Here is a 7,300-nt window from a genome sequence, read left to right as displayed (position 1 = left end):
CCCCCTCACACTCCCCGAGCCGTCGCGCACGCCCCACCCGGCGCGCCCGGTCCGGCTCCCCTGGCCGACGCCGGACGGCGCCCCCGGTTCACAGCACATCCTCCCGGATGCGCTCGGCCCCGCGCAGGCGGGCCGGGGCGGCGCGCCGGTTCTCGGCGATCTCCTCCTCGGTGGGCAGCTCGGCGCCGCGGGTCAGCAGCTTCAGCCGCGGCTGGTAGCGCTCGGGGACCACCGGCAGGCCGGGCGGTGCGGTGTTGGCCGCGCCGGCCGCGAACACCTGCTTGACCAGGCGGTCCTCCAACGAGTGGTACGAGAGCACGGCGATCCGGCCGCCCACCGCCAGGCGCGCCACCGCGTTCGGGATGGCCCGCTCCAGCACCGGCAGCTCGCCGTTGACCTCGATGCGCAGGGCCTGGAAGGTGCGCTTGGCCGGGTTGCCACCGGTGCGCTTGGCGGCCTGCGGCAGCGCCGCGCGGATCAGCTCCACCAGCCGGGCGCTGTTGCTGAACGGTTCCTTCGCGCGCTCCCGGACCACCGCTTCCACGATCTTCCGGGCGAACTTCTCCTCGCCGTAGCTGCGCAGGATGCGGACCAGCTCGCCCGGCGGGTAGGTGTTCAGCACCTCGGCCGCGCTGATCCCGGTGGACTGGTCCATCCGCATGTCCAGCGGGGCGTCCTGGGCGTACGCGAAACCGCGCTCGGCCTCGTCCAGCTGCATCGAGGAGACCCCGAGGTCGAACAGCACGCCCTGCACCGCGGCGATGCCGAGCCGGTCCAGCACCTCGGGCAGCTCGTCGTAGACCGCGTGCACCAGGGTCGCGCGGTCCTTGTAGGGCTCCAGCCGCTCGGCGGAGAGCCTGAGCGCGGCCGGGTCGCGGTCCAGCGCGACCAGCCGGGCGTCGGGGAAGGCGGCGAGCAGCGCCTCGCTGTGCCCGCCCAGCCCGAGCGTGCAGTCGACCACGACGGCGCCGGGCTCGGCGAGGGCGGGAGCGAGCATGTCCAGGCAGCGCCGGAGCATGACGGGAACGTGGAGAGCGTTGCTGCTCATGCGCCCTTCTGAGGTTCGGCGCGGGGGTACGTACCGCCAGGTCCCCACCCGCTCGAAGGGGAAGCGGCCTACTGGCGCCGGGGAAGTGACGTCAGGCGACCGGGAGCGGGAGGAGGCCGAGTGGTACGTACGCGCCGCGCACGCGTAGGTGTTCGGAATCCAGGGGGAGCGTCACGCCTCCCACTTCGCGTCACTTTAGTCCACTCGTCCCCTCGGTCAACCAACCGGCAGCGCGCCTCGCGGGCGCGCCGGATCGCCCTCCCCGACCGGGGGAAGCGCCGTGCACCACCCGCGTGGGCTATGTCACACCACTACCGCCGGAGAGGGGTGTGCCCCCTTTTGCCCGGCGTCGAAGCCGACGTTTCGGCGCGGATGCGCATACCTTCATAGGCATGTCGATATCCGCGCCTCAGCCGCTGCCCCAGCCCGCCGACGGCGTTGCGAACACCGAAGGCACCGTCACCGACCGCCTCGTGGCCGCCAACGCCGAGTACGCGTCCGCGTTCCACGACCCGGGCATGGACGCCCGACCCGTCCTCCAGGTCGCCGTGGTCGCGTGCATGGACGCCCGCCTCGACCTGCACGCCGCGCTCGGCCTGGAGCTCGGCGACTGCCACACCATCCGCAACGCGGGCGGTGTGGTCACCGACGACATCATCCGTTCACTCACCATCAGCCAGCGCGCGCTGGGCACCCGCAGCGTGGTGCTCATCCACCACACCGGCTGCGGCCTGCTCGGCCTCACCGAGGACTTCCGGCACGAGCTGGAGGCGGAGGTCGGGCAGCGCCCGTCCTGGGCGGTGGAGGCGTTCAAGGACCTCGACCAGGACGTCCGCCAGTCGATGGAGCGGGTGCGCACCTCCCCGTTCCTGCTGCACAAGGACGATGTGCGAGGCTTCGTGTTCGATGTGCACACGGGCCTGCTGCGCGAGATCGACCCCAAGGGATAGGCCCGGACACATCGCCTGGCTCCGCGGCGGTACCGACACATCCCCTCCGGTTGTCCACAGGCGAGTGACGGGATGCCGCGGAGACGGCAAGAATGCGTGGAGGACATCACCCCCGTGCGTGCCGCACGGGGGTGACCGTCCGTGTTTCGGGGTGGGCCGGGTCCGTATCGGGGGCGTCGGCCCGAGGACGGGCCGAGGAGGGCCGGGTGACCACCTATGACGAGCAAGCGAGCCTCAGCCATGTGACCACCGTCGCGGAACGGGTCCGCAGATCGGTGGAGAGCGTGATCGAGGGCAAGCCCGAGGTCGTACGGCTGACGCTCACCGTGCTGCTCGCCGAGGGGCATCTGCTGATCGAGGACGTCCCGGGCGTCGGCAAGACCATGCTCGCCAAGGCGCTGGCCCGGTCGGTCGACGGTTCGGTGCGCCGTATCCAGTTCACGCCCGACCTGCTGCCCTCGGACATCACCGGGGTCAGCATCTACGACCAGCAGCGCAAGGAGTTCGAGTTCAAGCCCGGGGCGATCTTCGCGCAGATCGTGATAGGCGACGAGATCAACCGCGCCTCGCCCAAGACCCAGTCCGCGCTGCTGGAGTCGATGGAGGAGCGGCAGGTCACCATCGACGGGCATACCTACGAGCTGCCCAGCCCGTTCATGGTGGTGGCCACCCAGAACCCGGTCGAGATGGAGGGCACCTACCCGCTGCCCGAGGCCCAGCGCGACCGCTTCATGGCCCGGGTGTCGATGGGCTACCCGAGCCCCGAGGCCGAGCTCCAGATGCTGGACGTGCACGGCGGGGCGTCCCCGCTGGACGGCATCCAGCCGGTGGCGCAGGCCCAGGACATCGTCAGGCTGGTCGAGGCGGTGCGCGCGGTGCACGTGGCCGAGGCCGTCCGGCGGTACGCGGTGGATCTGGTCTCCGCCACCCGCAACCACCCCGACCTGCGGCTCGGCGCCTCGCCGCGGGCCACGCTGCACCTGCTGCGGGCCGCCAAGGCGGCGGCCGCGCTGGCCGGACGCGAGTTCGCGCTGCCGGACGACGTGCAGGCGCTGGCCGTGCCGGTGCTGGCGCACCGGCTGCTGCCCACCGCGCAGGCCCAGCTGAACCGGCGCACCGCGGAGCAGGTGGTCACCGAGATCCTGCAGCGCACCCCGGTGCCCACCGCCCCGCGCGGTGCCCAGGCCGGGCAGTTCCCCGGCAGCGCCGTGCAGTTCCCCGGCGGCGCGGCGCCACCGGCGGTGCCGCCCGCGATGCCCGCGGGCGAGTTCGGCCACCAGCCTCCGGGCGCCCGGGGGCTCTGATGGCAGCAGGGGGGATGCCGCCGGCCGGCGGCGCGGAGGACGGCAGCGGAGTGCGTGCCGCGCTCGGCGGCCTGACCACTCGCGGCCGGTCCTTCCTGGCCGCCGGTATCGCGGCGGTGGGGTGCAGCTGGGTGCTGGGGCAGCAGGATCTGCTCCGGGTCGGGCTGCTGCTCGCGGTGCTGCCGCTGACCTGCGCGGCGGTCCTCTACCGCACCCGGCACCGGGTGGCCGCCAGCCGGCGGCTGAGCCCTGCCCGGGTGCCGGCCGTCTCCGAGGCCCGGGTGTCGCTGCGCATCGACAACATCTCCCGGCTGCCCACCGGGCTGCTGATGCTCCAGGACCGGGTCCCCTATGTGCTCGGTCCCCGGCCGCGTTTCGTACTGGACCGGATCGAGCCGGCCGGCCGGCGCGAGGTGTCCTACCGGGTGCGTTCGGACCTGCGCGGGCGCTATCCGCTGGGCCCGCTGCAGCTGAGGCTCTCCGACCCGTTCGGGATGTGCGAGCTGACCCGCGGGTTCAGCAGCTACGACGTGCTGACCGTGGTGCCCCGGGTGGAGCCGCTGCCGGCCATCCGGCTGCTCGGCGAGGCCGCCGGGTACGGCGACGGGCGGAACCGCGCCCTGGCGTTGGCCGGTGAGGACGACGTGATCCCGCGCGAGTACCGGCACGGTGACGACCTGCGCCGGGTGCACTGGCGGTCCACCGCCCGGTACGGCGAGCTGATGGTCCGCCGGGAGGAGCAGCCGCAGCGCGCCCACTGCACGGTGCTGCTGGACACCCGGGGGGTGGCCCACGAGGGCTCGGGGCCGGACTCGGCCTTCGAATGGGCGGTGTCCGGGGCCGCGTCGACCTCGATCCACCTGCTGGAGCGCGGTTACGCGGTGCGGCTGCTGACCGACACCGGCGACTCGGTGCCGAGCGCCGAGGCGGGCGGCAGCTTCACCGGTGCCTCCGCGGACTCCGCCGACACCGCGGGCATGCTGCTGGACACCCTGGCCGTGATCGACCACTCGGACGGTACGGGGCTGGGCCCGGCCCATGACGCGCTGCGCGGCGGACAGGAGGGCCTGCTGGTGGCCTTCCTGGGCGAGCTGGACCACGAGCAGGTCGCGCTGCTGGGCCGGATGCGGCCGCGCGGCGGGGCGGCGGTGGCCTTCCTGCTGGACAACGCCGCCTGGGCGAGGGGGGCTCGGGGCGCCACGGGCGGTCCGAGCGCGGTGGAGGAGCGGCTGCGGGCGCTGCGGGAGTCCGGCTGGACGGCGCTGCCGGTCGGGCCGGGCGACTCGCTGAACCAGCTGTGGCGGCACGCCGACACCTACGGCGCGGGCCCGGCCGGGACCGGTGCGGCCACGATGGCGAACGGGACGGGGGTGCGGCCGTGAGCGGACGCACGCGACTGGCGGTCTGTGCGGCACTGGCGACGATGGCGGCGGCCTGCTCGCTGCTGCCGCTGGTGCATCCCTCCCGCTGGATCCTGCAGGCCGCCTTCCTGCTGGCGATGCAGAGCGCGGTGGGCGCCGCGGCCCGCCGGGTGCCGCTGGCCCGGCCGCTGACCATGGCCGCCCAGGTGCTGGCGAGCCTGCTGATGATCACCTTGGTGTTCACCCGGCACCAGGCCCTCGCCTGGGTGCTGCCCAGCCCGGAGTCGGTCCGGGAGATCGGCCGGCTGGCCCAGCAGGGCGCCGACGACATCGGGCTGTACGCCATCCCGGCACCGGCCACCGACGGCATGCGCCTGCTGCTGGTCGCCAGCGTGCTGGTGGTCGGACTGGCGGTGGACGCGACGGCGGTCACCTACCGCAGCGCGGCGCCCGCCGGGCTGCCGCTGCTGGCCCTGTACTCGATCGCGGCCGGACTCTCCGAGAGCGACCAGGACTGGCTCTGGTTCCTGCTGGCCGCGGCCGGCTATCTGCTGCTCCTCCTGGCCGAGGGACGGGACCGGCTGTCCCAGTGGGGGCGGCTCTTCACCGGCGGGGGCGCCGGCCCGCGGGTCCCGGAGCGGGTGACGTCCGGGCTGGAGACGGGGGGCGGGCCGGCGCTCGCCCCGGTCCGTACCGGACGCCGGATCGGTGTCCTGGCGCTGGGCATCGCGCTGGCCGTGCCCGCGGCGCTGCCCTCGCTGGACGGCGGGCTGCTGGAGCAGAGCGGCGAGGGCCCGGGGCGCCGCGGGGGCGGCACCATCTCCGCGGTGAACCCGCTGGTCTCGCTGCAGAACAGCCTCAACCAGCCGGAGGACCGCGAGGTACTGCGCTACCGCACCAACGCCCGGAACCCGGAGGACCTGTATCTGCGGATCGTGGCGCTGGACAGGTTCGACGGCTCCTCCTGGAAGCCCTCGGAGCGGCGGGTCGAGGACATGCCGGACCCCATGCCGCGGCCGGCCGGGCTGGACCTCCAGGTGCCGGTCACCACGGTCGACACCTCGCTGAAGGCCGCCGACTGGTACGCCCAGAACTGGCTGCCCATGCCCTTCCCGGCCGGCCGGGTGGAGATCGACGGCCGATGGCGGTTCGAACCGGAGGGCCGGACCGTGGTCGGCGACCGGGGCCAGACCACCCGGGGCGCCACGTACCAGGTGACCAGCCTGCAGGTGAACCCGACCGCCGAGCAGCTGGCCGCCGCGCCCCGACCGCCGCAGCGGCTGCTCAGCGAGTACACCAAGGTGCCCGACTCACTGCCGCCGATCGTGGAGCAGACCGCGCGGGAGGTGACCGCGGGCACGGACAACCCCTATGAGCAGGCCGTCAAACTGCAGAACTGGTTCTCCTCCGACGGCGGCTTCCGCTACGACACCGAGGTGCGGGCCGGCACCGGCCCGCAGGCCATCGCCAACTTCCTCCGGGACAAAGAGGGCTTCTGCGTCCACTTCGCCTTCTCGATGGCGGCGATGGCCCGCACCCTGGACATTCCGGCCAGGGTGGCGGTGGGCTTCACCTCGGGCACCGCGCGGGACGACGGCAGCAGGTCGGTGGGGCTCAAGGACGCCCACGCCTGGCCCGAGCTGTACTTCAAGGGCCTGGGCTGGACACGCTTCGAGCCCACCCCCAGCCGCGGCACCCAGCCCGACTACAGCGTGAGCCAGGTGCCCTCCCGCAACCACGACCCCCAGACCCCGGCACCGCGCCCGAAGCCCACCGACCGCCCCTCGGCCGAGCCCTCCGACGAGGACGGCTGCCCGGCCGCGGCCCGGCGGCTCGGGGACGACTGCCAGGCCGCGGCCGACCAGCCGCGGGCGGGCTCCGGCTCCGGCTGGGGCGGGACGGTACGCACCGCCGCGTGGGTGGCCGCCCTGCTGGCGCTGCTGGCGGCGGTACCGCTGCTGCCCATGGTGTGGCGGCGGCGGCTGAGATCCCGGCGGCTGAAGGGCTCCTCGGGAAGCTCCCCGCGGGACCCCGCCGAGCACACCCTCGCCGCCTGGCAGGAGCTGATCGACACCGGCTGGGACTACGGGGTGCTGCCCGACGACTCGCAGACCTCCCGCACCGCGGCGGCCCGGATCGTCGAGGTCCGCGGGCTGGACCTGGCGGCCCGCGAGGCGGCCCGGCGGATCGCGGAGGCGGTGGAGCAGGTGCTGTACGCGCCACGGCCGCGCCTGGCCCCGGGCCTCGCGGACGACGTCCGGCTGGTGATCGACGCGCTGCACACCTCGGCGGACCGTCCCAGCCGGCTCCGGGCCCGGTTCGCCCCGCGCTCCGCCGTCCGCCTCCTGTGGGCCGCCTCCCAGCGGCGATCGGCCTGGTCGGCACGGTGGGCCGGCGGTGTCTCCCGGTGGTCCCGCTGGAAGACGCTCACCCGCCGCGAGGCCCCTCCGAAGAGCTAGGCCGAGGAACCCGGCGCCACCGTACGCGGCGCCCCCGCGCGGACGATCCGTGCAGGAGGCGGCGGCGAGCCCGCGCGTACGGCGAGGGCCCCGCCGGGTGCCGAGGGCCCGTGCCGGCCGGACAGGGCACGTGTCCGCTTACCGGTCGGGCATCGGGCGGGGAGGATCGGCCGAGGTG

The 7,300-nt window shown here is 74.4% G+C and carries 5 protein-coding genes; 4 read left to right on the top strand and 1 reads right to left on the bottom strand.

What is annotated here, in order from left to right; translation table 11 throughout:
• Positions 1 to 88: 88 nt before the first annotated feature.
• Entirely contained in the window at positions 89 to 1,048 is a 960-nt protein-coding gene (rsmH, locus tag E4099_RS26225; RefSeq protein ID WP_135341596.1) for a 16S rRNA (cytosine(1402)-N(4))-methyltransferase RsmH, read from the bottom strand.
• Positions 1,049 to 1,440: 392 nt separating this feature from the next.
• Between rsmH and E4099_RS26220 the strand changes: the two genes are divergently transcribed.
• The 4 genes from E4099_RS26220 to E4099_RS26205 all read left to right on the top strand — a co-directional run bounded on the left by E4099_RS26220 (position 1,441) and on the right by E4099_RS26205 (position 7,122).
• Complete coding sequence (locus tag E4099_RS26220; RefSeq protein WP_135341595.1) at positions 1,441 to 1,998, top strand: beta-class carbonic anhydrase; 558 nt, start codon at positions 1,441 to 1,443, stop codon at positions 1,996 to 1,998.
• A 206-nt stretch (positions 1,999 to 2,204) separates the two neighbouring features.
• Positions 2,205 to 3,302: an AAA family ATPase gene (locus E4099_RS26215; protein ID WP_135341594.1), complete on the top strand. Its 1,098-nt coding sequence runs from the start codon at positions 2,205 to 2,207 to the stop codon at positions 3,300 to 3,302.
• The gene (locus E4099_RS26210; RefSeq protein WP_135341593.1) at positions 3,302 to 4,684 is read left to right on the top strand and encodes a DUF58 domain-containing protein; all 1,383 of its coding nucleotides are present in this window, start codon (positions 3,302 to 3,304) and stop codon (positions 4,682 to 4,684) included. Before E4099_RS26215 ends, E4099_RS26210 begins: the two co-directional genes overlap by 1 nt.
• Positions 4,681 to 7,122, top strand: coding sequence for a transglutaminase TgpA family protein (locus E4099_RS26205; protein ID WP_135341592.1), 2,442 nt, complete (start codon positions 4,681 to 4,683; stop codon positions 7,120 to 7,122). Before E4099_RS26210 ends, E4099_RS26205 begins: the two co-directional genes overlap by 4 nt.
• Positions 7,123 to 7,300: the final 178 nt, after the last annotated feature.

Source organism: Streptomyces palmae (assembly GCF_004684805.1).
GTDB classification, from domain to species: domain Bacteria; phylum Actinomycetota; class Actinomycetes; order Streptomycetales; family Streptomycetaceae; genus Streptomyces; species Streptomyces palmae.
Note: the sequence above shows the minus strand (reverse complement) of the source record. Positions and strands in the feature narration are given on the sequence as shown.

Bases quoted from the DNA above. Each gene is read 5' to 3' on its own strand.
- rsmH (WP_135341596.1), bottom strand. From the start codon at position 1,048: ATGAGCAGCAACGCTCTCCACGTTCCCGTCATGCTCCGGCGCTGCCTG.
- E4099_RS26220 (WP_135341595.1), top strand. From the start codon at position 1,441: ATGTCGATATCCGCGCCTCAGCCGCTGCCCCAGCCCGCCGACGGCGTT.
- E4099_RS26210 (WP_135341593.1), top strand. From the start codon at position 3,302: ATGGCAGCAGGGGGGATGCCGCCGGCCGGCGGCGCGGAGGACGGCAGC.